The following is a 22,177-nucleotide window of genomic DNA, read 5'->3' on the forward strand; positions in this document are numbered from 1 at the left end:
CGTGCGGGGGTGGGTGGAGGGCTGGCCGAGCGTGGTTCTGTGGATGAAAGGCCCATGGTGGAGCGGGGCTGTGGACGAAGGTCCCAGGTGGAGCAGGCCGCGGACGAAGGCGCCCTGGTAAGGCAGGCCTGTGGAGGGCGATGGCGGAGTGGCCGTGAACGAAGGCGCCCAGGTAAGGCGGGGTCGTGGAAGGACGACGCAGCCGAAGAAGGAGGGCCCGCGCAAGCGCGCCGTACGGCCGCACGCGCCGCGCTATACGGCCGCACGCCGTACCAGAACGACCGGAAGATCAGGGTCAGGCCGACAGAGATTTCATCGCCGTATAGAACTCGTGATGGCGGGCCAGCTCCCGCTCCACCGGCTCCACCACCATGCTCTCCGCGATGCCGCTCACCCGCTTGCGCATCTCCCGTTCGAGCCGGTCCCTCTCGTTGGCCGCGCCGAGCGCCACGAAGTTCCTGGACGCCATTGCCGACAGCGCCCCCAGCCCCAGCACCGAGGCCGTCATCAACCCCACCCACGGCAGCGTCGCCGCGTCGCCGAACAGCGCGAGCGACTCGGGCAACCGTCCGACGGCGAACACCCCGAACGCCAGCGCCACCCCGATCCACGCGAGACCGGCGACGAAGGCGAGCACCAGCAGGTACTGCCAGAGCTTCAGCAGCCGCCACCACACCGGCACCCTGTCGAGCTGGGGCGCGACCTCGGTCAGCTCGTCCGACAGCGCCTCGGGAAGCTGCGCCGCCCGCGAGCCCGCCGCCTGGTGGACGGCCGAGCGCCACACCTCGTTCATGCCGACCGTGAGGCCGTCGCTGAGCGCCTGGACGGCGTTCTCCACCTCGGACGACTGCGCCGTGACCGACCCTCCGGCCAGCGAACGGATCTCCTCGCGCAGGTCGCCGAGCTTGAGGCTCTTGAGCGGGTCGCCGCCGAACAGCGTGCCGAGCCGGGCGAACGGCCACGAGATCCAGGGAGCCGAGCGGGTGACGTAGGCGCTCTCCATGGCCTCGCCGACCGCGGGGACGCCCACCGCGTCGCACAGCGCGTCGGTCAGCCCGACCCTGCGGGCGGCGTCCACCGCGGAGGGTGCGGACAGGGCCGCGCCGACCGGCATGGCCTGGCTGAGGCGGCGTTCGATGCGGTCGACGTCCGCGTCGATGCGCTGGATGGCGGCCCTGCGCTTGGAGACGGCGTCGGCGATGACGCCCTTGAGGCTGTCGATGCCGCGCCCGGTGACGGCCGAGGTCGGCACCACCGACGGCTGGGTGACGCCTTCACGGCGCAGCAGGTCGTTGAGGTCGATGACGAGCTCGGCGACCTCCTCGGTGGACAGTTTGTCCGACTGGTTGAGCGCGAACACGGTGACCGCGTCGTGCCCGGCCAGCTCGGTGACGTAGCGGCGGTGGGTGGAGGCGTCGGCGTACTTCTGGGGGTCGAGCACCCACACCACCATGTCGGCCAGGCCGATGAGCCGGTCGGCCTCGGGGTCGGTGAGCGCCCTGATGGAGTCGTGGTCGGGCAGGTCGAGCAGGACCAGGCCGTGCAGCTGGCTCTCGCCCTTGTCCAGCGCGCTGGCCCTGGCGAAGCGGTGCCGCCACTGGATCTGCAGCCAGTCGAGCAGCGGCGCGGCGCCCTCCAGGCCCCAGACGCAGGCGTGGGTGCGTGCCGTGGTGGGACGGCGTACGCCCGTGGGCGACAGTTCGAGCCCCGAGATGGCGTTGAACAGCGAGGACTTGCCGCTGCCTGTGCCGCCCGCCAGGGCGACGACGGTGTGGTCGGACGACAGCTTGAGCCGCTCTCCCGCCCTGGTGAGCAGCTGGGAGGCGTCGGCCAGCAGCGTGGCGTCCAGCCTTCCCTGGCCGAGCTCGGCGACCTTGGACAGCGCCGCGAGCCTGGCGCCCAGACCGGGCTTGGCGACGGAGTAGATGCTCATCGTGCGACCTCGAGGTTGTACGTGGCCTGGTAGAGGCGGGTCGCCGCAGCCTCGTCCGGGATTCCGGCGGCGTCGAGCGCCCGCACGTACCGCATGGCCTCCTCGTCGAACAGCATGACGATCCTGGCGCGCAGGTCGCTGAGCGCCTTCGCGCTGATGCTGCGCAGCGCCTCGGCGCCCAACAGGCCCTTGAGCAGCTTCTGCGGCAGCTCGTCGGCGCTGAACAGCCCCACCATGAAGATCAGCGAGAGGGACGCGGCGTCGAGAGAGACTACCTTGGCCGACCGCTTGGTCACGCCGTCGGTGCGCAGCAGCTCGGTGACGTGCTCCTGCCAGGCGGCAACCGCCTTCCCGGTACGGCGGGCCAGGTCGTCGGAGGGCCGGTCGAGACCCGCGCCCAGCTCCGAACGCCGCCGCCACCGCGCGCCCACCTCGTCGGCGGCGTGGTGGGCGGCGGAGGTGATCAGCGACTCGGTCGCGGTGCGGAGCGCGGCGCGGAAGGCGGTGATCCGCTCGGGCGGCACCGGGTTGCCCTTCCTGCGGAAGCTGCGGGTCAGGTCGCCGGAGCCCGCGAAGTCCTGCCACCTGGCGCGGACCTCGCCGCCCAGCAGATCGCCTTCGCGGATGGCGGTCTCGATGCGGGTGAGCGCCCCCGTGTAGGCGACGTCGACGTCGGTGCGCAGCTCGGCGCGGAAGGCCACCTGGCCCTCCAGGTGCCTGGCGAGCGCGGGCGCCCGGGTGCGGAAGCTGTTGAGGACGCCGTTCAGTGTCTCCTGTACGGCCTGCGCCCGCCGTTCCTCGTCCACCGACAGTTCCGCCAGCCACATCCGCAGCTCGGTCATGTCGCCGTGGGGCAGCTTGCCGTCCTCGACGGCCGTCTCCTCGATGACGAACCGCTCGACCTCGCCCAGGCCGTACTCGGTGAGCATCCGCACGAAGTGCTTGAGGACCACGTCCTTGGTCTTGGGCTGCACGCGGGAGAGCACGATCGCGATCCTGGCCGCGCGCTCCTTGGCCAGGCGCAGCAGGTTCCAGGCGGGGGCGTCGGCGTAGCGGGCGGCGGTGGTCACGAACACCCACAGGTCGGCGGCGTCGAGCATGCGGCGCGCGATCTCGTGGTGCTCCTCGACGACGGAGTCGATGTCGGGGGTGTCGAGCAGCGCGACCCCCTGGGGCAGGCGCTCGGTGGTGACGAGCACGAGACTGCCGGGCGCGGCCTCCCTGCTCTGCCTGTCGATCCGTTCCAGGCCCGCGAGCAGCTCGCCGTCGGCGAACCAGCCCTCGTCGTCGGGGTGGCAGGCGAGCACGGGGATGCCGGTGGTGGGACGGCGGACGCCGGTGCGGCTGACGTTCTTCTCGGCGAGGGTGTTGACCAGCGTGGACTTGCCCGCGCCGGTGGAGCCCGCGACGACGATGAGGGCGGGGGCGGCGCTCATCCGCACCCTCGGCAGCACGTAGTCCCGCAGCTGGGTGAGGATCTCGGCCTGCGCCTGGCGTGCCTCCTCCGCGCCGGGCAGCTCGAGCCCGAACCGCAGGTCGGCGACGGCCTCCTTGAGCGCGTCCAGGGCGGCGGTGAGCGCCTGCGCGGCGGCATCCGGCAGGTCCTCTTCGAGGACCTTCTCGCTTTGAGTCGGTACGGCGGAGCGCACGAGGTCGGCATCGAGAGCGGCGCTGTCGGCGAAGGCGGCGGCATCGTCGGACTCGGCGTCGTCGATGGGAGCGACTTCGTCGGCGGGGGCGGCGCTGTCGACGTCGGCGGCGGGCGCGCCGCTGTCAGTGAGAACCGCATCGTCGGCGTCAGCGGCGGGCTCGCCGGGGGCGGCGCTGTGGAGAGCAGCGTCATCGGTGAGAGCGGCGCTGTCGGCGAGGGCCGTGTCGTCGAAGGGGGCCGCGTCGTCGGTCGGGACGGCGGCGTGGGCGAGCGTGACCCCGTCGGCGGGAGCGGCGACATCGTCGGCCTCGGCGTCGTCGACGGGGGCGGCGCTGTCGAGAGCAGCGTCATCGGCGGGGGCGGCTTCGTCAGGCTGGGCGTCGTCGGTGACGGCGGCGACGCTGGGAGCGCCTTCGGTGGTAGGGATGGCCTCGGCTTCGGTGTCATTCCATGCATCACCCGTGGCCTCGGCGGAGTCCGGCTCGTGCGGCTCCTCCTCAGCGGCCCCGGCGGTCACCGAAGCGGCAGCCGTGTCCTCGTCAGCCGTCGCACCAGCGGACTCCCCGCTCTCCGGACCTTCGCTCTGAGGTGGCTCGAAAGGCTCGTCCTCGGGCAGGCCGGTTTCCGAAGGGTTCTCCGGTGAGATGTCCGTCCCAGCGCTCTCGGGCCCGTCCGCGTCGGCCTGGTCAGCCGGGGGCGTCTCTCGGACGGGCGCGGGCGAGTAGGCGCGGAAGGCGTCGAACGTCGTGGGTGCGGCAGGAGCGAAGGCGTCGAAGTCGTCGGCGGCGGACATGGGCGTGAGCGTGTCGAAGGCAGGCTCGGGGTCCAGCGTGGCGTGGTCGTCGGACCGGGGCAGGTCGTGCGCGGCCGGACGGGCGAAGGCGAAGAAGGTGTCCCCCTCGTCGTCATCGGCCATCGACCGCGAATGAGCGTCCGGCGGCGGGGCGCCGTTCGCCTGCCGTACCCGCGCCTGATCCTCAGCGGCGCTTTCGGGAACGTCGTCGTCCCTGATCGCGCGGAAGTTGAGGGTCTGTTCCCCCACCGACTCGGGGGCGTCACCAGCCGATCTCACGGCACGCGCTCCGCTCGAACCATCTCGACCTCCTGGCCGACCCGCACGACGTCGCCCACGATGACGATCGCCGGTGGCCGGATTCCGGCGGCTGTCACCCGGTCGGCCACGGTGGAAAGCGTGGCCGTGACGGCCCGCTGGGTCGGAAGAGTACCGTCCTGTACCACCATTACGGGAGTTTCCGGCGAACGTCCGTCACGGATGAGCGTTTCCGCAATCGAAGCGATACGTTCGACGGCCATCATGAGGACCAATGTCCCGTTTGACCGGGCCAATCCGGGCCAGTCGACGGTGGACAGCGGGTTGTCGGGAGCGACGTGCACGGAGATCACGTGGAACTCCTGGCTCACCCCGCGATGCGTGACGGGCACCCCCGCCGCGGCGGGGACCGCCACCGCGCTGGTGATGCCGGGAACCACGGTCACCGGGATGCCCGCGCGGGCGCAGGCGAGCATCTCCTCGCCGCCCCTGCCGAAGACGTAGGGGTCGCCGCCCTTCAGCCTGACCACGAACTTCCCCTCGCGGGCGTGCGAGATCAGCAGTTCGTTGATCTTCTCCTGGGACAGCGACCTGCCGTACGGCACCTTGGCCGCGTCGACCAGCTCCACGTCGGGGGCCAGCTCGTCCAGCAACGCGCGCGGCGCGAGCCGGTCGGCGACCACCACGTCGGCCTGGGCGAGCAGCTGACGCCCGCGCACGGTGATCAGCCCCGGATCGCCGGGGCCGCCGCCGACCAGGGCGACGCCGACCGGTTTGGTGCGGTTACGGCGCGCGTCGACGGTGCCGTCGCGCAGGGCGCTGATGACGGCGTCCCTGATGCCCGCAGCCCTTCGCGGGTCGCCTCCGGCCGTGACGGCGATGGTGATCTCGTCGACCTTGCCGCTGGCGGGCGTCCACGCGGCGGAGGCGTCCTTGTCGTCGGCGCGTACGCACCAGATCCGCTTGGCCTCCGCCTCGGCGGCGATGGCGGTGTTGACCGCCCTGTCGCTGGTGCAGGCCTGCACGAGCCAGGCGCCGTCACAGTCGCCCACCTGGTACGGCCTGGCCTCCCAGGTGACGCGTCCCGCCGCGATGAGGTCGTCGAGAGCGGGGGTGACGCTCGTCGACACGATGGTGATCTCGGCGCCGGCTTCGAGCAGGGCGGGAACGCGTCGCTGAGCGACCCGTCCGCCGCCCACGACGAGCACCCGGCGACCCGAGAGGCGCAGGCCGAGAAGGTAGGGGCTCATGTCGGCGGATCTCCCGTTCGCAAGGATTGGTGTGTCAGGAGGCAAACCTACCGGGTCAGGGCTACTAGAGCTGTTTCTCCGTGACACCTGCGGAATCGAAGGTCGCCACCTCGTGCATCACCCGTACGGCGGCGCAGACCAGGGGGTGGGCGAGCAGTCCTCCCGTGCCCTCGCCGAGCCGCAGTTCGAGGGTGACGAGGGGGTGCAGGCCGAGGTGGTCGAGGGCGGCGGCATGGCCGGGCTCGGCGGAGCGGTGGCCCGCCACGCAGTGGTCGACGGCGGCGGGGGCCAGGGCCGCGGCGGCCAGGGCGGCCGATCCGGCGATGACGCCGTCGAGGATGACGGGGACCTTCGCCGCGGCGCCGCCGAGGATGAAGCCCGCGATGGCGGCGTGCTCGAAACCGCCGAGGGCGGCGAGGATCTCGAGGGGGGTCTTGGGGAGGGCGGCGCCACCTGGGGTGGTCGAGCCGGTCTCCGCATCCACCGGCTGACGTTCTTCAGGGGCTGAGGGGGCGGGGAGGGCGTCACCACCGGGGAGGGTCGGGTGAGCGGAGGCGGGGAGAGCGGCCCCACCAAGGTGAGCGGGGGTGGGGATGCCGTTGGTGTGGAGGGCCTGGCGGACAACGGCGATCTTGTGGGCGTGGGTGGCGTCGTCGATGCCGGTGCCGCGGCCGGTGACCTCGGCCGCGTCCTTTCCGGTGAACGCGCAGATCAGCGCGGCCGAGGCCGTCGTGTTCGCGATGCCCATGTCGCCGGTGATCAGGCAGCGGGCGCCATCTGCCACCAACGACTCGGCGACCGAGATCCCGACCTCGATCGCCTCGACGGCCTGGGCGACGGTCATCGCGGGGCCCGAGGACAGGTCTGCCGTGCCGTACCCCACCTTGCGGGACAGCAGCCCGTCGGCGGCGGGCAGGTCCGCGGCGACGCCGACGTCGACGACCGTGACCGAGGCGCCGACCTGGGCGGCGAAGGCGTTGGCGACCGCGCCGCCGGCCAGGAAGTTGGCGACCATCTGGAGCGTCACCTCCTGCGGCCACGGGGAGACGCCGCGGGCGTGGACGCCGTGGTCGGCGGCGAAGATGGCCAGCGCGGCGGGCTCGGGCATGGGCGGCGGGCAGGTGGCGGCCGCGCCGGCCAGCCGTACCGCCACCTCTTCGAGGGCGCCGAGCGAACCGGGCGGCTTGGTGAGACGGCTCTGGTGGGCGCGGGCCTCGGCCATCGCGGCCGCCGAGGCGGGCGCGATGCGGCCGAGGACCTCCTGCAACGTCACGCGGAGACCCCTTCGGCCAGCTGCAGCGCTTCCTCGTAGCGGTCGATGACGACGTCGGCCAGCACCTCGCAGTCGCCGATCACCTCGGCGCAGCGGATGTCGAGGTCGGGGTGCCCGGCGCCGTAGGCGAGGGCCTGCGCCCAGACGCGCTCCAGCATGCCTCCGGCGAACAGCAGGTACGGCACGACGATGACGCGGCGGGCGCCGAGGCGGCGGCAGCGTTCGAGGCCGCCGGGCACGCCGGGCGGGGTGACCGAGACGAACGCGGTCTCCACGGTCATGAAGTCGTAGGCGTGGGTCTCCCAGAACAGCCGCGAGACCCGGTGGACCTCGGCATTGGCCGCGGGGTCGGTCGAGCCCTCGCCGACCAGCACGACCGCGGTCTCGGCCGGGTCGATGTGCTCGCTCGGCTCCTCGACGGGGATCGAGGGGACGACGCGCAGGCGCGGCTTGACGTCGTCGAGGGAGCGCGGCCTCGGCACGTCGGCGGCGGCCTCGGCCAGCCGTTCGGCCAGCAGTGACAGCACGCGCGGATCGGGCCCGAGAGGACGCCCGTAGTCGTACATCAGCGTGGGATGGCGCTCCTGCTCCAGCGCCATGGCGGCGGGGAACTCCTCCATGCGGCTGAGACTGAGCGGCAGCGCCACCAGACGGTGGTGGCCTCGTGCCACGAGAGAGGCGACGGACTCGCTCAGCCTGGGTTTGGCCTTGGCGAGGTAGCCCCCTGAGACTTCGGCGGAGCTCTCCTCAAGGCGGCAACGCAGCCTGTGGACGAACCTTCCGAACTCGGCGGCACCTGTGTCGTCGTGCGAGCCCTGCCCGATGAGCAGCAGCGGCGGCTTCATGAAGGGGATCTCCACGCCTGTGACCTGGGGGAATTAAGACAAGACACGCGAGGATATCCGATGCCCGCAGGTCATGCCCAGAACACTTTACGCGCATGGACGACGAACACGGGATCCTCCGCCGTCAGGGAATGGGTGCCGTCTGCCTGCACGACCAGCCGTGATGCCTGGATCTGGGTTCCTTCGGCCCGGTATCCGTGTTCTTTCAGTCTTTGCAGGACGGCGGGCACCTGTTCGACCGTTTTGAGCGCGCAGACGAGCCTGGAGGGGGCGCGGGCGGCGCAGGCGACGATCACGTCGGGACCGCCGCCGCCGACGAACACCGCGTCGGGGTCGGGGAGGGGTTCGAGCGCGGGCGGGGCCTGGCCGCGGGTCAGCGCCACCTTGACGCCGTGGCCGATGACGTTGGCGCGCAGCCTGGCGCAGGCCTCCTCGTCGCGTTCGACGGCCATGACGGCGGCGCCGAGCCGCGCGCACTCGACGGCGATGCCGCCCGAGCCGGCGCCGACGTCCCAGACGAGGTCGCCGAGGCGGGGGCCGAGCTTGGCCAGCACGTACGCGCTCACCTCGGGCGGCAGGTCGCCGCCGACAGCCCATTCGTCGGGGCCAGGACCGGCTCCGGCCACCCAGGCGCGGTGGTCGGCCCGGTAGAGCGGGTCGAGGACGAGGACGACGTCGGGGTCCTTCCACGGCCTGGTCGTGGCCTCGCCCATGCGGCTGTGGGTGACGCGCTCGTCGGGCCCGCCGAGGTTCTCGCAGACGATGAGCGCGCGCGGGGTGGTGGGGGCCAGCTCCCTGGCGACCTCGGCGGGACCGACGCCGGGGGTGACGATGAGGCCGACCTTGTGGTGGGCGCGGCAGGCGTTGACGACCCTGTTGAGCTGGCCGGGCCCTTCGGGGGCGACGATCAGCGCGTCCTCCCAGCTCAGGCCCGCGCGGGCGAAGGCGCGGGTGATGATCGAGCTGGCGGGGATCACGGCGGGTTTCAACCCGTGCCCGCGCAGCGCGCGCACGACGCCGAAGAAGCCGGGATCGCCCTCGGCGAGGACGACGGCGGGACCGTCGCCGTGTTCGAGGTGCTCGTCGAGGACGTCGAGCAGCTCGCCGTTGGGGACGGGGAGCTTGAACCGTCTGAGGATCCGCTCGGGACCGGCGACCAGCGCGGCCTGTTGGAGACAACCGGCCGCCTTGGCCGACAGTGGCGATCCGTCCCAGCCGACAACCGTGATCATCCGACTCACCGTCCTCTCGACCCAGTGTGTACGGCAAGCCGGGTCACGCGCCATCCTCAGCGCGGGGCGGGCGTCGGTCCAGGGACACGCTCCCCGAGCGCGCGTGGCCCGGGCAGGTCACGGTAGGCCCTCGGGCGCATCAGGGGATGTTTGGTGAGGTTCGCGCGGGTAGGGGCGGATATCCGGGCAGCTCGAAAGGGGTGAGACCGACATGGGACGCGAGGCTCTCGCGCTCGGCGTCGAGCAGAAGAGGGTGATGAGGTGAAACTCGACTTCATCCGTCCGATGTACGAGCGGCCTGGCCCCTACGCCTCGGCCTATCTGGCGGGGTTGAGCGCTGATGACGGCCGGCGGCGGTGGCGTTCGTTCAGGGACGGCATGCCGGAGGCGGATCAGGACACCCTCGACGCGCTGGAGGCCGCCGTGGCGGTGCCCGCGCCGGGACGGGCGCTGTTCGCCGCGGGCGGCGAGCTGGTCATGGCCGAGACGCTGGCCGGCCCTCCGCATCTCGAACAGGCGCGCTGGTCGCCGCTGCCGCACGTGACGCCGTTGCTGATGGACCGGGGCGAGAACGTGCCGCATCTGCGGGTGGTGGTCGATGACGACGGCGCCGAGCTGACGGTGTTCGGCGGCGGTTCGGCGCGGGTGGCGACCGGCGAGGCGCAGAAGTGGCCGCTGCCGAAGACGGCGCAGGGGGGCTGGTCACGCAAGAGCTACGGCAGGACGGTCGACCTGACCAGGGAGGACGACGTCGAGGCGGTGGCGCACGAGGTGGACGAGCAGGTGCGCAGGATCGGCGCCGAGCTGGTCGTGGTGGCGGGCGAGCCGAAGTCGCGCTCGCTGCTGTGCGACCATCTGGGCACGAAGGCGGCCGACCGGGTGATGATGGCCGAGGAGGGCAGCCGCGCCGACCACGGCGAGTACGAGCACGACGTGGAGTGCGCGCTGGACACCTGGCTGGAGCGGCGCAGGTCCGAGCTGCTCGACCGGCACAGGGAGCTCGAGGGGGCCACGGGTTTCGCGCGGGTGGCGCGGCTGCTGCGCGAGGGCAGGGTGCTCGCCGTCCTCTCCCCCGGCGAGCTGCCCGACCTGGTGTGGATCGGGGCGGGCGGCACCCAGCTGTCCACCGACGCGGACGAGCTGCGCGGGTGGGGTGTGGAGTCGCCGGTGCGCGAGCGGGCGGACTCCGCGATCGCCAGGGCCGCCGCGATGACCGACGCGGAGCTGTGGTTCTCGCCGGAGGTGAGCGAGGTCTCGGCGGTGATCAGGTACTGATGATCACTTCGAGGGTGCGGGGGCCGTGCACGCCCTCCACCCTGTTGAGCTCGATGTCGCTGGTCGCGGAGGGACCGCTGATCCAGGTCAGCGGCCTGGCGGGGTCGAGCCTGGCGACCGCCTCGGGGACGCTGGAGACGATCTGGTCGGCCCGCACCACGCACAGGTGGTAGTCGGGCACCAGGGTCAGCGCCCTGCGCCCCTGGTCGGGGCCCGCGTCGAGGACGATGGTGCCGGTCTCCGCGATGGCGACCGCGCAGCCGGTGGCGACGCCGTCGGCGGTGAGCAGCTCGTCCTCCTCCACGGCCTCCTCGACGGTCCACGGGGACTGCCCTCGTACGGCGCGCGGGACGATCATCCGTTTGCCCGCCGTCAGCTGGGCGACCAGCGCGGGCACCTCGGCCACCGGGACCACGTGCACGATCGCCCGGTAGTCGTCGACGCGCTCGGCGAAGTGGGCCACCAGGTCGGCGGCCGGGATCGAGGTGCGGTAGTCACGGGGGATGTCCACCTCGGGGGCGCTCTCCACGGCCCGGCGCACCCTGTCGAGGATCTCCTTACGGGCGCTCATGAGCTCGCCTTCCCTTCGTCGAGCCGCCCTTCGTGGTGCCGCCCCTTGTCGTGCCGCCCCTTGTCTGGCCGCCCTTCGTCCGGCTGTTCGGTGCGGGCCCACCAGTCTCTGAAGGACTCCGCGGGGATCTCGGGCAGGTCTCTGGTGTCGGTCCACGCCGACAGCGGGCCCGGCAGGTGTCGGGGCACCAGCTTGCGGAAGCGCGTGGCAAGGCGTTGTGCCTTGGCCAGCCGTACCTCCTTGGCCAGAACCCACCCGGCGGCGCGCATGCCCGCGCGCTCGGCGCGGGGGTGGGCCACCTTGGCCCGCAGGTCGACCAGCACCTCGGGGATGTCGATCGCCACCGGGCAGACCTCCAGGCACGCCCCGCACAGGGACGAGGCGTAGGGCAGGGAGGCGTCGAGGTCGGAGCTGAGGCCGCGCAGCTGCGGGGTGAGGATGGCGCCGATCGGGCCAGGGTAGACCGAGCCGTAGGCGTGGCCGCCCGCGCGCTCGTAGACGGGGCAGACGTTGAGGCAGGCCGAGCAGCGGATGCAGCGCAGCGCCTGGCGGCCCACCTCGTCGGCCAGCACACCGGTGCGCCCGTTGTCGAGCAGCACCAGGTGGAAGGCCTGGCCTTCGGTGGATCCCGTCCACGTGGAGGTGTAGGGGTTCATCCGCTCGCCGGTGGAGCTGCGCGGCAGCAGTTGGAGGAAGACCTCCAGGTCGCGCCAGGTGGGCAGCACCTTCTCGATGCCGACCACGCTGATCAGCGTCTCGGGCAGGGTCAGGCACATCCGGCCGTTGCCCTCGGACTCCAGGACCACGCACGTGCCGGTCTCGGCGATCATGAAGTTGGCGCCGGAGATGGCGACCTTGCTGCGCAGGAAGCGTTCGCGCAGGTGGAGCCGGGCGGCCTCGGCCAGCGCGGCGGGCTCGTCGGTGAGGTCGGGCGGGGCGTCGCCCATCCGGCGCAGGAAGATCTCGCGGATCTCCGCGCGGTTGCGGTGGATGGCGGGCACCAGGATGTGGCTGGGGAAGTCGTCGCCGAGCTGGACGATCAGCTCGGCCAGGTCGGTTTCGTACGCGGTGATGCCCTCGGCAGCCAGGTGCTCGTTGAGGCCGATCTCCTGGGTGGCCATCGACTTGACCTTGACGACCTCGCTCTCGCCCGTCTGCTTGACCAGATCGGTGACGATGCGGTTGGCCTCGGCCGCGTCGCGCGCCCAGTGGACGTGCCCGCCCGCCTGCTGGACCGCCTCCTCCAACTGGACGAGGTAGCGGTCGAGATGGCGCAGCGTGTGATCCTTGATCGCCTTGCCCGCCGCGCGCAGCTCGGCCCAGTCGGGCAGCTCGCCGACGACACCGGCCCGCTTGCCGCGGATGGTGTGGGTGGCTTTGCGGAGGTTGTAGCGCAGCTGTGAGTTCTGTACGGCCTGCGCGGCGTTGGCGGGGAAGTCGCCCGGCATGCCGATGAAGACGCTCATCGCGCGTCCAGGATCTCGGCCAGGTGCATGACGCGCACGCCCGTCTGCTGGCGGCGCATGGTGCCGCCGATGTGCATGAGGCAGGAGTTGTCGGCGGCGCAGAGCACCTCGGCGCCGGTGTCCATCACGTTACGCACCTTGTCGGCGCACATCGCGGCGGAGATCGCCGGATTCTTCACCGCGAACGTGCCGCCGAAGCCGCAGCACTCCTCGGCCCCCTGGAGCGGGACGAGCTCGAGCCCCCGCACCTGCCGGAGCAGCCTGGTCGGTTTGTCGCCGAGGTGGAGGCCCCTGAGCGAGTGGCAGGTCGGGTGGTAGGTCACCCGGTGCGGGAAGGCGGCGCCGACGTCCTCGACCTCCAGGACGTCGATCAGGAACTCCGACAGGTCGTAGACCGGCGGCGGCTCGACACCGAGCCGTGGGTACTGCTCGCGCACCATCGCCGCGCACGATCCCGAGGGCGTGACCACCGCCTCGTAGTCGTCGAACACCTCGGCGAAGCGCCTGGCCAGCCGTACGCCCTCGGCCCGGTAGCCGGTGTTGAGGTGCATCTGCCCGCAGCAGGTCTGCGCCTGCGGGAAGTCGACGTCGCACCCGAGGCGGCGCAGCAGCGACACCGTCGCCTTGCCCGTGCCGGGAAAGAGCGTGTCGTTGACACACGTGATGAACAGGGCGACTCGCACGGCACTCCCTTCAAAGTATGGTCTGACCATAGTATGGTCTGACCATATGAGGAAGCCCCGGACCTTCGAGGACGTCATCGCCACGATCGAGCGGCGCATCGCCGCCGACGGGCTCACCGTGGGCGACCGCCTGCCAGGCGAGCGGCAGCTGGCCGAGGAGCTCCAGGTCGGCCGCTCGTCGGTGCGCGAGGCGCTGCGCGTGCTGGAGACGCTCGGGGTGGTCTCCTCGCAGGCGGGCAGGGGGCCCGACGCGGGCGCCGTGCTCACCTCCAGGCCGGAGAGCGCGCTGGCCGACCTGCTGCGGCTCCACCTCGGCACGGCCTCCCTGTCGCTCGGCGAGGTGATCGCCACCCGCCTGATGATCGAGCAGTGGGCGGTGCAGCACGTCGACGCGCCCGAGGGCCTGGAGGTCATGCGGTCGGCGCTGGAGGCGATGGAGCAGGCCGGCGACGCCCGCGCCTTCGTCGACCACGACGTGACCTTCCACCTGGGCGTGGCGCTGCTGTCGGGCAACCGGCTGCTGGCGGCCACCATGCGGGCGCTGCGGCAGACCATCCACGCCTACTCGGTGGCGGCGGTGGAGGCGGCGGGCCGGACCGACGTGCTCATGGCCGACCACTGGCGCATCTACGACCTGGTCGTGGCCCGCGACGGGAACGGCGCCGCCCGGGCGATCGCCGACCACCTCGACCACGCCTACCCGGCCCTCGCCACCCCCTCCCCCAGCGACCCGCCCCCCACCGACCCGCCCCTCGCTGACGCGTCCCCCACCGACCCGCCCCTCGCTGACGCGTCCCCCACCGACCCGCCCCTCGCCAACCCGGCACCCTCGCGAAGACGCCCGGATGCGGGATAGCAGCTCGGAGTAGCGGCCTGAAGGCGGCATAGCGGCCCGGAGGCGGGATGGCGGCCCGCCGGGGTGATCGCGACTTGGAGGGGGGTGACGGCCCCGGAGGGGAGATCGCGACCCGAAGGGGATCCCGACCCGAAGGGGATCCCGACCCGAAGGGGATCGCGGCCCGGAAGTGGGGTAGCGGCCCGAATGCGGGATCGCGGCCCGGTTACTCGAAGGCGGCGCGGTGGTCGCGCGCCCAGTCGGCGAAGCTCAGCGGCGCCCGCCCGAGCACGGCCTCCACGTCCCCGCTGAGGCGGGCGGCGTGCCCTTGCGCGATGAACGCGTACCCCGTCATCGCGACCTCCACGAAGAACGGGTCCACCCCCGAGGCCAGCATCCCCTCCCTGGCCGCCACCAGGGGCACCGCGACCGTTTCCAGCCGCCTGCCGAGCGCCTGCCCAAGCCGCTCCACCTGCTCGGGCACGCTGATCACCTCGGGCCCGGTGAGCTCGTAGGTCCTCTCCTCGTGCGCGCTCGAGGTCAGCGCCTCCACCGCCACCCGCGCCACGTCGCGCGGGTCGACGATACCCTGACCGCCCTGGCCCGTCATGTTCGCTACCGGTTCGCCCGCCCTGACCGTCTGGGCCCACATCAGCGCGTTGGAGGCGAACCCGGCAGGGCGCAGAATCGTCCACGCCATCCCGCTCTCCCTGACGGCCCGCTCGCCGGGGTGGTGCCAGGAGCGCACGTCCTTCTCGTCGGTCGTCTCCCCCGTGCCGAACGCCGAGATCTTCACGATCTTCTTCACGCCCGCCCGCTCGGCGGCCTGGACCAGGGCCAGGTCGTGCTGGGCCAGCTCCCGCCCGAACGCCGTCAGCGCCAACACGGTGCCGACGCCCTCCAGCGCCCTGTCCAGCGACGCGGGGTCGGCGAAGTCCGCCGCCACGCCGTACGTGGACGTGCTCAGTTTGGCGGGGTCGCGGGTCATCGCGCGCGTCTGCTCGCCCCTCGCGGTCAGCAGCCTGACGACTTCACTTCCGATGGTGCCCGTGGCACCGGTGACCAGGATCATGCGTCCTACGCTGCCCGCCGGGGGCTGCCCGCCGATAGGAAAAATCGGCACCTAGGCTGGGGCCCATGAGCGTCTGGGTCGAGGAGCGTGTGGAGACGGCGTCCGGCGGTGATGGCGGCGTGCACGTGCGCGAGCCGGTCGAGGTAGCCTCCGGCGGCGAGAGCGGGGCGCACGTGCGCGAGCGGGTCGAGACAGCGTTCGGCGGCGAGGGCGGGGTGCACGTGCGCGTGCCCGATCCGGCCACCGTGCGCGAGCCGGTCGAGACGGCATCCGGCGGCGAGGGCGGGGTGCACGTGCGCGAGCCCGATCCGGCCACCGTGCTGGCCTTCCGCACCACGCTCGAAGGGCGCAGCGACCTTATGGTGCTCGGTCCGCGCACTCGCGCCTCCTACCTCGCGCCGAAGGAGCTGGCGCGGTGTGTCACCGTACGGCTGCGCCCTGGCCGGGCGCGGGCGGCGCTCGGCGTGCCGGTCAGCGAGCTGGTCGACAGGATCGTGCCGCTGCGCGAGCTGTGGGGCCCGGCGGCCGATCGGCTGGCCGAGGAGCTGGCGGCCAGTCCGGGCGGCGAGGCGGCCAGGATCGAGGAGGCCGTGCTCGACCGGCTCTCCGCCCTCTCCTCCTCCGAGCTGTCGCAGGCGGGGCTGGTGCACGCGGCCGCCGACCGCCTGCCGTACGCCAGGGTTCCCGAGGTGGCCAGGGACCTCGGCATCAGCGAACGGCACCTGCGCACGCTGTTCACCAGCGGGGTCGGGGTGGCGCCCAAGCGGTACGCCCGCCTCGACAGGGTGCGCGGCGTGCTCGCCCGTTCCACGCCCCGCGCCACACCGGGTGGCTGGGCCGCGCTCGCCGCCGACGCGGGCTACTACGACCAGTCGCACCTGACGGCCGAGTTCCGCGCGGTCATGGGGGTCTCCCCCGCCGCCTTCGTCGCGGGCCGCCTGCCCGCCGCCGTGACCTGCTCCGCCTGAGCGCCGCCTGACCGCCCAAGCGACGCCCGACCGACGCCTCACCGGCGGCTAGCCCTCCCAGATGTCGGCCGTACGGCAGGTCGCGCCCGAGCACGTCCGCATCAGGTCCATGCGCTCCTCGAGGTTGCGCAGCAGCTCGGGATCGGCCGTCTCGGCCAGGTTGTTCAGCTCGTAGGGGTCGGTGGTCAGGTCGTAGAGCTGCGTCTCCCCCGTCACGTACTTCACATACGTGTGCGTGGCGGTGCGCAGCGCCGTGTAGGCGGGCACGGGCGTCTGCCTGGCCGAGGCGGCGTTGGTCGGCCTGGCGAACTCGATCAGCGCGTTGCGCCGCCAGCTCGGCGGGTTGACGCCGCGCAGCAGCGGGACGAGCGAGCGCCCCTCGGCGAAGGCCGGTGGCACCACGCCGGCGAGTTCGGCGAAGGTGGGGGCGTAGTCGACGGTCTGGGCCATGGCGGTGATGGTCGAGCCCGGCACGATGCCGGGGCCGCGCACCACCAGCGGCACCTTGATGGCCTCCTCGAACGGCGTGGTCTTGCCCTGGCGCAGGCGGTGGGTGCCGAGGTGGAAGCCGTTGTCGGAGCCGAAGAAGATGTAGGTGTTGTCGAGCTTGCCCGCTGCCTGGAGGGCGGTGACCAGGGTGTTGACCATGTCGTCGACGCCGAGCATGGCGCGCAGCCGCTGCCTGTAGCGCTCGTCGATGCGCTCCTCGCCCGGCCAGCCGATCCTGGGCAGCTCGCGCATCCACTCCGGCTCCTTCGACACGTCGGGCTGGTCGTAGGACGGGGGCCTGGGCGCCTTCTCGTCGGGGAAGGCGTCGGCGTGGCGGCGGGCCGGGTTGGCCGGGTTGTGCGGGGCGACGGGGGCCAGGTAGAGGAAGAACGGCTGGGCGCCCGGAGCGCTGACGAAGTCTTTCGCCTTGCGGGTGAGCACGTCCTCGAGGTAGTCCTCCTCGTCCCAGGCGTACTTCACGAGGCTGCCGTTCTCGTTGAGCGTGTAGTCGTAGGACTCGTAGAGCCGTTTGACCGGCACCGCCCACTCGTCCCAGCCGGGCGGGACGTAGGTGGCGGGCGCGCTCTCGCCCGGATAGTGGTTGAGGTACTTGCCCATCAGGCCGGTCCGGTAGCCGGCGTCGCGCATCCAGGTGCCGATCGTGGAACGATCCAGACCTGCGGTGTAGAAGCGGTCGAACCCTCCTTCGGGCCCGGTGTTGGTCCACACCGTGTGACTGTGCACGTACTGCGAGCGCAGGATCGACGCCCTCGACGGGCAGCACCAGGAGTTGGTGACGAAGACGCGGTCGAAGGAGGCGCCCTGCCGTACCAACTGGTCGGTGATGGCCGGGAAATGCTGCAGCGTCCCGTAGTCGAGGTCATCGGCGAGGATCATCACGATGTTGGGCCGCACCTGGCTCGCCGCGCTCGCCGGTACCGCCACCAGCGGGAGCAACAGCAGGAGAACTGCCAGACGACGCAACCGCTTCATCAGCACAGGGCTCAACTTCCCCGAACACCCTGCATTGACACCCCTCACCGCAATATTAGAACCTGTTCTCATTTAGGGAGGTATCGCATGAAGTTAGGCCTGAACCTGGGCTACTGGCATCGTCAGGCCGACGACGCGACCGAGCTCGTCCAGGCGGCCGAGCGCCTCGGGTACGACTCGGTGTGGACCGCCGAGGCCTACGGCAGCGACGCCTTCACCCCGCTCGCCTGGTACGGCGCGCGCACCTCAACGATCAAGCTCGGCACCTCGGTCGCGCAACTGTCGGCCCGCACGCCGGTCGCCACCGCGATGACCGCCATGACGCTCGACCACCTCACCGGCGGACGGCTGCTGCTCGGCGTCGGCGCCTCAGGCCCGCAGGTGGTGGAGGGCTGGTACGGCCAGCCGTTCCCCCGCCCCCTCGCCAGGACCCGCGAGTACGTCGAGATCATGCGCAAGGTGTGGCGGCGCGAGGAGCCGGTCACCAACGACGGGCCGCACTACCCGCTGCCGCTGCCCGGCGGCCTGGGCAAGCCGCTGAAGCTCATCACCCACCCCCTGCGCCGGGACATCCCCGTCTACCTCGGCGCGGAGGGCCCCAGGAACGTCGCGCTCGCCACCGAGATCGCCGACGGCTGGCTGCCGCTGTTCACGTTCCCCTCGAAGATCTCGCAGCTGTACGGCACTTTCCCGCCCGGGTTCGAGGTCGCGGCGATGGTCATGGTCGTGGTCACCGACGACGTCAGGGCCGCGCTCGACGGGGTGAAGACGATGCTCACCCTCTACATCGGCGGGATGGGCGCCAAGACCCGCAACTTCCACGCCGACATCATCGGCAGGATGGGCTACGCGGCGGCCGCCGAACACATCCAGGCCCTCTACCTGGAAGGACGCAGGCAGGAGGCCTTCGACGCGATCCCCGACGAGCTGGCCGACGGCATCTCGCTCGTCGGCCCGCCCGCCAGGATCAGGGAACGGCTGGAGCTGTGGCGGGCCTCGCCGGTGACGAACCTGCTGGTGATGGGCCCGCGCGACGAACGATCCCTGAAGATCATCCGCGACCTGGTCCTGGGCTAGTCGGGACGCGGGGCCGGGTCGTCGGTCACCGAGCGCAGCAGCGGCCTGCTGAGCGCCCCCGCGCCGATCACGCCCGCGAACCCGACCGTGACGCAGACCGCCAGCGTGATGGCGCCCGAGATGTTCGGCGAGACCATCATGAACGGCGAGGCGCAGAACACACCCACCGCGATCGCGCCGCCACCCATCACCACGAGCGGGATCAGCGTCTCCGACCTGCGCGCCCCGTCCAGCACCTCCAGCGGGGTGCCCGCCAGCCGCAGCAGCGCGTAGGTCTGGCGGCGGTCCAGGATCGAGGAGGCGGAGGTGATCCCCGAGCTGGCGATCGCGACGAGGAACGACACCGACAGCACGACCACGGTGCCGGTGGCGATGTCGTCGAGCAGCTGACCGGCGAAACGCTGGTCGTCGGCCTCGCTGGTGGCCGAGTGGCCGGGGACGAGCCCTTCGAGCGCCGTGCGCGCCCTGTCGACGTCGGCCTCGCCGACGGAGGCGACGACGAGCTTCTTGTCCTTCTTCACCGTGGCCTTCACGCCCGCCCTGCCGAGCCGTTCGCGCGCCTGGTCGGCGATCACGGCCACCTTGGCCTGGGGTACGGCGAGCCTGAGCTCACCCTCGGCGCCGTGCCCGGTGAGCGCGTCCCCGGGGCTGAGCAGCCCGAGGAAGCCCGCCACGAAACCCGTCAGCGCCACCCCGCTGACCGTCCGCCATGCCGATCGCGGGTCGTCCACGAGCCTGCGGCCCGCCAGCAGCTTCGCCGGTCGCCTGGCGCGCCTGGCGGTGATCCTGCCGATGAGGCCGACGACCCACGGGCCGACCAGGTTGATGCACAGGAACGCCAGGCCGATCACCACCGCGATCACGCCGACGCCGGCGTTCGCGCTGAGCAGGGGCACCACGGCCAGCACCGCGAGCAGGGCCAGCACCCTCACGAACCGCATCGCGGGCGGTGTCTCCCTCTTGGCCACGCCGAGCGGGCTGACCACGACCCTGCGCAGGCCAACGATCGCCGACACCCCCACCAGCAGCGGTACGGCCAGCAGCACGCCGATCGCCAGGAGCGGGTTCGGGAGAAGGTCGCCGGCGAACCACGGCCCTCCGCCGATCCTGATGGCGGTCAGCAGCGGGACGGCCGCGCCGTACAGGACGGTGCCGAGCACCGCACCGGCGAACGCGACGATCACGGCCTCGGCGACGGTCATCACGACCACCTGGCCGGGAGTGGCGCCCACCAGCCTGAGCGAGGCCAGGCGCTGGTCACGGCGGGCCACCGTCAGCCGCGCCGCCGCCCCGCCGAACACCAGCAGCGGCACCACCATGAGCACACTGGCGATGAGGGCCAGGACCCGGTAGGCCTGCGCGTCCTCCGTCGGGGTTCCGGCGAGCGTCTCGACCTTGGTCGGCGGCACCTCGCCCTGCCACGCCTCGCCGCGAGAGGCGGTCATGACCGCGTCGCCGGGCCGGTGTCCCGCCACGACGACCAGCTCCCCCGGATACACCAGGCCGGGGTCGCCGAGCACGCCCTTGACGTTCTGGTAACGGCCGGCGAGCTGGTCGGCGGGCAACTGCCTGGCCAGCTCCGCCAGCGCGGGCGACAGCCACACCTCGCCCGGCGCGGGGAAGCGCGGCAGCCCCGGCGGCGCTTCGGCCTTCGGGTCCAGCGCGGCCAGGTCCACGACGGTGATCTTCCGGCCCTGGACGTAGTCGCTCCTGGTCGCCTCCACGGCAATGGCCTTGCCCGTCGCCTGGACCGGGTTGCGCCACGCGCCCCGCTCGGCGCGCTCCTGGAAGGCGAAGTTGGCCGAGACGGCGAACAGCAGCAGGCCCGTGGAGATGACGACCGCGCCCAGCGTCAGCCAGGTGCCCAGCAGGCCCCTGCGCCCGCCGCCCTTCAGCAGGCGCCAGGTGAGGCTCATGAGGTTGCTCACCGGGTCACCGCGCCGTGCAGCAGGTTGCCGTCGCGGACCTCGACCGTGCGGTCGCACCATCCGGCCACGCCGGGATCGTGGGTGACCACGATGAGCGAGGCGCCGTTGTGCTTGGTGGCCTCCACCAGCAGGCGCATCGTCTCGTGGCCGGTGTTCTGGTCGAGCGCGCCCGTGGGCTCGTCGGCGAACACCACGGCGGGCTTGGTCACCAGCGCCCTGGCGATCGCGACCCGCTGAGCCTGGCCGCCGGACAGCTCGCCGGGCCTGCGGCCCTCCATGCCGCCGAGGCCGAGCGGGGCGAACCACTGCCTGGCCTGCCGTACCGCGTCGGGCCTCGAGACGTTGCCGAGCATGAGCGGCAGCGCCACGTTCTCCTCGGCGGGCAGCTCGGGCAGCAGCTGGCCGAACTGGAACACGAACCCGAACCTGGTCCTGCGCAGGGCGCTGCGGTCGCGCTCCTTCATGGTGTCGATGCGCTGGCCGAGCAGGTGCACCTCGCCGTCGTCCGGCTTCATGATCCCGGCCAGGCAGTGGAGGAGGGTGGACTTGCCCGAACCGCTCGGACCCATGATCGCCACGGCTTCGCCCGCCTGGATGGTGATGTCCACGCCGTTCAGCGCCACCGTCTGGCCGAAGCGCTTGGCGAGCGCGCGGCCTGCAAGTACGTCGTTCATGCAGACGACCTTGGCGGGTGGACGGGGGGCGGCGGATCGGCCGTGCGTCCGATCGCCATCAGCCGATCGGCCGATCTCGGTTTCGGGGCAGGACGGCCACGATGATCGGAAAGCTAGGCTTCCCGTGTGACGATTCGTGTGCTCATCGCCGACGATCAGGAACTTGTCCGCACCGGCTTCCAGATGATTCTCGACGCCCAGCAGGACATCGACGTCGTCGGCACGGTCGCCGACGGAGCCGCCGCGGTCGAGGCGGCCAGGCGGCTGCGCCCCGACGTGTGCCTGCTCGACATCAGGATGCCCAAGCTCGACGGCATCGAGGTGACCAGGATCCTTTCGGGCCCTGGCGTCGAGAACCCCATGCGCGTGGTCATCGTCACCACCTTCGACCTCGACGAGTACGTCTACGGCGCGCTCCGCTCGGGCGCGACGGGCTTTCTGCTCAAGGACAGCGGCCCCACCCTCCTCATCGAGGCCATCAGGGCCGCCGCCGCGGGCGACGCGCTGGTGTCACCGTCGGTGACCGTACGGCTGCTCCAGCACCTCGCCCAGCCCGCCGCGGGCGCGGCCAGGCCGGTCAACGACCCGCTCACCGAGCGTGAGCTCGATGTCGTACGGCTGGTCGCCAGGGGCAGGACCAACCAGGAGGTGGCCGCCGAGCTGTTCGTGTCGCTGTCCACGGTCAAGACCCATCTCGGCAGCATCCAGGTCAAACTCGGCGCCAGGAACCGGGTGGAGATCGCGGCGTGGGCATGGGAGTCAGGCGTGGTCAGCTGATTAACTCAGCTGATTAGCAGGGGGCCTGGCGGGATACATGTGAATCAGAACCTCAATGCGTGCCACGGGGGGAGAGATTCGTGCGCCATGCTCCTTCCGCGGCGAAGCGATCGGCTTCGGCGGTCTACGTGACC

The 22,177-nt window shown here is 71.9% G+C and carries 18 protein-coding genes; 5 read left to right on the forward strand and 13 right to left on the reverse strand.

Annotated elements, in window-relative coordinates; genetic code table 11:
* Positions 1-295: 295 nt before the first annotated feature.
* The 6 genes from ACFXJ8_RS21640 to cbiE form a co-directional block, all read right to left on the reverse strand.
* Positions 296-1,933, reverse strand: a complete 1,638-nt coding sequence (locus tag ACFXJ8_RS21640; RefSeq protein ID WP_379645715.1) for an ABC transporter — start codon at positions 1,931-1,933, stop codon at positions 296-298.
* Positions 1,930-4,656, reverse strand: a complete 2,727-nt coding sequence (locus ACFXJ8_RS21645) for a dynamin family protein (protein ID WP_379645716.1) — start codon at positions 4,654-4,656, stop codon at positions 1,930-1,932. The genes ACFXJ8_RS21640 and ACFXJ8_RS21645 overlap by 4 nt, the downstream gene beginning before the upstream one ends.
* Positions 4,653-5,885, reverse strand: a complete 1,233-nt coding sequence (gene cobA / locus ACFXJ8_RS21650; RefSeq protein WP_379645717.1) for a uroporphyrinogen-III C-methyltransferase — start codon at positions 5,883-5,885, stop codon at positions 4,653-4,655. The genes ACFXJ8_RS21645 and cobA overlap by 4 nt, the downstream gene beginning before the upstream one ends.
* A gap of 64 nt (positions 5,886-5,949) precedes the next feature.
* Entirely contained in the window at positions 5,950-7,158 is a 1,209-nt protein-coding gene (locus tag ACFXJ8_RS21655) for a nicotinate-nucleotide--dimethylbenzimidazole phosphoribosyltransferase (RefSeq protein WP_379645718.1), read from the reverse strand.
* Entirely contained in the window at positions 7,155-8,018 is an 864-nt protein-coding gene (locus ACFXJ8_RS21660) for a sirohydrochlorin chelatase (RefSeq protein WP_379645719.1), read from the reverse strand. Before ACFXJ8_RS21660 ends, ACFXJ8_RS21655 begins: the two co-directional genes overlap by 4 nt.
* Positions 8,019-8,074: 56 nt before the next feature.
* A complete protein-coding gene (gene cbiE / locus ACFXJ8_RS21665; protein WP_379645720.1) occupies positions 8,075-9,235 on the reverse strand; it encodes a precorrin-6y C5,15-methyltransferase (decarboxylating) subunit CbiE in 1,161 nt (386 codons plus the stop codon).
* A 261-nt stretch (positions 9,236-9,496) separates the two neighbouring features.
* On the opposite strand from cbiE, the gene ACFXJ8_RS21670 reads away from it, so the two are divergent.
* Positions 9,497-10,510: a Vms1/Ankzf1 family peptidyl-tRNA hydrolase gene (locus ACFXJ8_RS21670; RefSeq protein WP_379645721.1), complete on the forward strand. Its 1,014-nt coding sequence runs from the start codon at positions 9,497-9,499 to the stop codon at positions 10,508-10,510.
* Here the strand turns inward: ACFXJ8_RS21670 and ACFXJ8_RS21675 are convergent.
* From ACFXJ8_RS21675 to ACFXJ8_RS21685, 3 genes are read right to left on the reverse strand one after another with little or no spacing between them, the layout of a single operon-like run.
* Entirely contained in the window at positions 10,500-11,081 is a 582-nt protein-coding gene (locus tag ACFXJ8_RS21675) for a lactate utilization protein C (protein WP_379645722.1), read from the reverse strand. The two genes, ACFXJ8_RS21670 and ACFXJ8_RS21675, sit on opposite strands and share 11 nt — an antisense overlap.
* Positions 11,078-12,547 (reverse strand): lactate utilization protein B, encoded by a 1,470-nt coding sequence (locus tag ACFXJ8_RS21680; protein ID WP_379645723.1) that lies wholly within the window; start codon positions 12,545-12,547, stop codon positions 11,078-11,080. Before ACFXJ8_RS21680 ends, ACFXJ8_RS21675 begins: the two co-directional genes overlap by 4 nt.
* Complete coding sequence (locus ACFXJ8_RS21685) at positions 12,544-13,230, reverse strand: (Fe-S)-binding protein (protein WP_379645724.1); 687 nt, start codon at positions 13,228-13,230, stop codon at positions 12,544-12,546. The genes ACFXJ8_RS21680 and ACFXJ8_RS21685 overlap by 4 nt, the downstream gene beginning before the upstream one ends.
* Positions 13,231-13,276: 46 nt before the next feature.
* Here ACFXJ8_RS21685 and ACFXJ8_RS21690 point away from each other — a divergent pair, with 46 nt between their 5' ends.
* On the forward strand, positions 13,277-14,086 hold the full coding sequence (locus tag ACFXJ8_RS21690; protein WP_379645725.1) for a FadR/GntR family transcriptional regulator: 810 nt from the start codon (positions 13,277-13,279) through the stop codon (positions 14,084-14,086).
* Positions 14,087-14,291: 205 nt separating this feature from the next.
* On the opposite strand, the gene ACFXJ8_RS21695 is transcribed toward ACFXJ8_RS21690, so the two are convergent.
* Entirely contained in the window at positions 14,292-15,137 is an 846-nt protein-coding gene (locus tag ACFXJ8_RS21695; protein ID WP_379645726.1) for an NAD(P)H-binding protein, read from the reverse strand.
* 65 nt (positions 15,138-15,202) lie between these two features.
* On the opposite strand from ACFXJ8_RS21695, the gene ACFXJ8_RS21700 reads away from it, so the two are divergent.
* Positions 15,203-16,105, forward strand: a complete 903-nt coding sequence (locus ACFXJ8_RS21700) for a helix-turn-helix domain-containing protein (protein WP_379645727.1) — start codon at positions 15,203-15,205, stop codon at positions 16,103-16,105.
* A gap of 48 nt (positions 16,106-16,153) precedes the next feature.
* Here ACFXJ8_RS21700 and ACFXJ8_RS21705 read toward each other — a convergent pair whose 3' ends face one another.
* Complete coding sequence (locus ACFXJ8_RS21705) at positions 16,154-17,593, reverse strand: sulfatase (protein WP_379645778.1); 1,440 nt, start codon at positions 17,591-17,593, stop codon at positions 16,154-16,156.
* A gap of 81 nt (positions 17,594-17,674) precedes the next feature.
* Here ACFXJ8_RS21705 and ACFXJ8_RS21710 point away from each other — a divergent pair, with 81 nt between their 5' ends.
* Complete coding sequence (locus ACFXJ8_RS21710; RefSeq protein WP_379645728.1) at positions 17,675-18,664, forward strand: LLM class F420-dependent oxidoreductase; 990 nt, start codon at positions 17,675-17,677, stop codon at positions 18,662-18,664.
* On the opposite strand, the gene ACFXJ8_RS21715 is transcribed toward ACFXJ8_RS21710, so the two are convergent.
* Both ACFXJ8_RS21715 and ACFXJ8_RS21720 read right to left on the reverse strand, forming a co-directional pair.
* Entirely contained in the window at positions 18,661-20,592 is a 1,932-nt protein-coding gene (locus ACFXJ8_RS21715; RefSeq protein ID WP_379645729.1) for an FtsX-like permease family protein, read from the reverse strand. The two genes, ACFXJ8_RS21710 and ACFXJ8_RS21715, sit on opposite strands and share 4 nt — an antisense overlap.
* Positions 20,589-21,266: an ABC transporter ATP-binding protein gene (locus ACFXJ8_RS21720; RefSeq protein ID WP_379645730.1), complete on the reverse strand. Its 678-nt coding sequence runs from the start codon at positions 21,264-21,266 to the stop codon at positions 20,589-20,591. The genes ACFXJ8_RS21715 and ACFXJ8_RS21720 overlap by 4 nt, the downstream gene beginning before the upstream one ends.
* A gap of 126 nt (positions 21,267-21,392) precedes the next feature.
* Here ACFXJ8_RS21720 and ACFXJ8_RS21725 point away from each other — a divergent pair, with 126 nt between their 5' ends.
* Positions 21,393-22,043 (forward strand): response regulator, encoded by a 651-nt coding sequence (locus ACFXJ8_RS21725; protein WP_379645731.1) that lies wholly within the window; start codon positions 21,393-21,395, stop codon positions 22,041-22,043.
* Positions 22,044-22,177 lie beyond the last annotated feature (134 nt).

The sequence above is a fragment of the Nonomuraea sp. NPDC059194 genome (assembly GCF_042754765.1).
GTDB lineage: Bacteria > Actinomycetota > Actinomycetes > Streptosporangiales > Streptosporangiaceae > Nonomuraea.

Bases quoted from the DNA above. Each gene is read 5' to 3' on its own strand.
- ACFXJ8_RS21675 (WP_379645722.1), bottom strand. From the start codon at position 11,081: ATGAGCGCCCGTAAGGAGATCCTCGACAGGGTGCGCCGGGCCGTGGAG.
- ACFXJ8_RS21690 (WP_379645725.1), top strand. From the start codon at position 13,277: ATGAGGAAGCCCCGGACCTTCGAGGACGTCATCGCCACGATCGAGCGG.
- ACFXJ8_RS21700 (WP_379645727.1), top strand. From the start codon at position 15,203: ATGAGCGTCTGGGTCGAGGAGCGTGTGGAGACGGCGTCCGGCGGTGAT.
- cbiE (WP_379645720.1), bottom strand. From the start codon at position 9,235: ATGATCACGGTTGTCGGCTGGGACGGATCGCCACTGTCGGCCAAGGCG.
- ACFXJ8_RS21720 (WP_379645730.1), bottom strand. From the start codon at position 21,266: ATGAACGACGTACTTGCAGGCCGCGCGCTCGCCAAGCGCTTCGGCCAG.
- ACFXJ8_RS21695 (WP_379645726.1), bottom strand. From the start codon at position 15,137: ATGATCCTGGTCACCGGTGCCACGGGCACCATCGGAAGTGAAGTCGTC.
- cobA (WP_379645717.1), bottom strand. From the start codon at position 5,885: ATGAGCCCCTACCTTCTCGGCCTGCGCCTCTCGGGTCGCCGGGTGCTC.
- ACFXJ8_RS21710 (WP_379645728.1), top strand. From the start codon at position 17,675: ATGAAGTTAGGCCTGAACCTGGGCTACTGGCATCGTCAGGCCGACGAC.
- ACFXJ8_RS21640 (WP_379645715.1), bottom strand. From the start codon at position 1,933: ATGAGCATCTACTCCGTCGCCAAGCCCGGTCTGGGCGCCAGGCTCGCG.
- ACFXJ8_RS21680 (WP_379645723.1), bottom strand. From the start codon at position 12,547: ATGAGCGTCTTCATCGGCATGCCGGGCGACTTCCCCGCCAACGCCGCG.